2 protein-coding genes and 1 pseudogene are annotated in these 1,378 nt (G+C 61.7%); all 3 read right to left on the bottom strand.

Annotation, left to right across the window (positions count from 1 at the left end):
* The coding region (locus ACXRVY_RS29275; protein ID WP_458238993.1) for a DUF4880 domain-containing protein at positions 1–503 on the bottom strand (503 nt) is incomplete at its 3' end.
* Positions 500–1,072 carry an RNA polymerase sigma factor gene (locus ACXRVY_RS29270; protein WP_223460073.1) on the bottom strand — a complete coding sequence of 191 codons (573 nt, stop codon included), beginning with the start codon at positions 1,070–1,072 and terminating at the stop codon, positions 500–502. The genes ACXRVY_RS29270 and ACXRVY_RS29275, both read right to left, overlap by 4 nt.
* A gap of 204 nt (positions 1,073–1,276) precedes the next feature.
* Positions 1,277–1,378: pseudogene (locus ACXRVY_RS29265) on the bottom strand (group II intron maturase-specific domain-containing protein); the annotation flags it as partial.

The following is a 1,378-nucleotide window of genomic DNA, read 5'->3' as shown; positions in this document are numbered from 1 at the left end:
CCGCGGCGCAATTGCACATGCCGTTCGCCGCGACTGAAATCCACAGCAATGGCACTGTCGGCATCCAGGGTGACTTGCGATTGATCGGCCAAGGTCACCGTGCGGATTTCCCCTGGCGCCGAGACATAATCCGCCCCCAGGTCATCCATCCAGCGCGACGGTTGCCAGCCGGTGCCGAGGCTGATCATCAACAGCAGGCACGCGGCCATCGCCAGCGCACCTGACCAGCGTCCGACCGTGCTGCGCCGCGAGCGTTTCATGGCATTGAGATAGCCTTGCAAGGCAAAAGCGTCTTCATCGGCGAGCGTGCGCGCCGGCCCTTCGCTCAACTCCCACAAGACCTGCGCCTGGACATACGCCTGCGCATGAGCGGGATCGGCTCGCAACCAATGGCTGAACGCCGCCTGATCACCACTGCTGGGCTGATCATGCAGCAGGCTCAGCCAGGCCAGCGCGGCCTGCTCCTGAGCGGGCGTCGGGGTGACGCGTTCGAAGTGGTTCACGGTGCTTTCCCTGGCGTTCGTGTTTCGGGCTCCCGAAGGCTGGCCTTGCAGGCTTCGAGGGCGCGCATCATATGTTTTTCCACGGCACTTTGGGACAAACCCATGGCCTTGGCGATCTCGGCGTACTTGCGGCCGTGAATGCGATTGAGCAAAAAGATCTGCCGCGTGCGCTCCGGTAATGCGCGTAACGCCGCTTCAACGTGACGCAAATCGTTGCCCGCCTCCAGCGCCGCTTGCGGTCCGCTGCCATGGCTGTCCGGTGGCTCGACCATCAAGCCTTCGCTGGCCCGGACCCGCGTGCCTTCACTGCGCAAATGGTCGATGGCGATATTGCCGGCGCAGCGCAGCAGATAAGTGCCGAGCTCCTCGACCTGCACCAGCGGCCGCCGCCAGAAACGCAGGAACAAGTCCTGCACCAGGTCAGCCGCCGTCGCCCGGCAACCGACGCGCCGACTCACCAGCGCCTCCATTTGTGAGCGCTGGGAGAGAAACACCTGGAGAAAATGCGCACGGTCGCCGCGCTGTTCGTCGCGTTCGATATCGTGGGGGTCGGGGGGCATTGTGATCATCGTTCATGTTTCGACCTGAAAACCAGGGAGGCCACGACAGCGTCAGGGGGCCGGCAAGGCCGCAATATTAATGATAAATATTCTCATATGCAAAAGTATCAGCCCATGCCCCATGGAATCCAAAAGCCACCGAATCGAGTAGGAGGCGGATTTACATCCGCCGTCCTCTCACACCACCGTACGTACGGTTCCGTATACGGCGGTTCAGGTTAAGCGGTTAAGCCGGGTTATCGTGTCCAGTATTGAGACCAGCCCGAGTCGATCCCAGAGTTTCTTCGGCAGCGCCTGATTCATATGGGGTGCTCC

It is taken from the genome of Pseudomonas sp. P5_A2_2, assembly GCF_054177685.1.
This window is presented reverse-complemented; position numbering and strand designations above follow the sequence as displayed.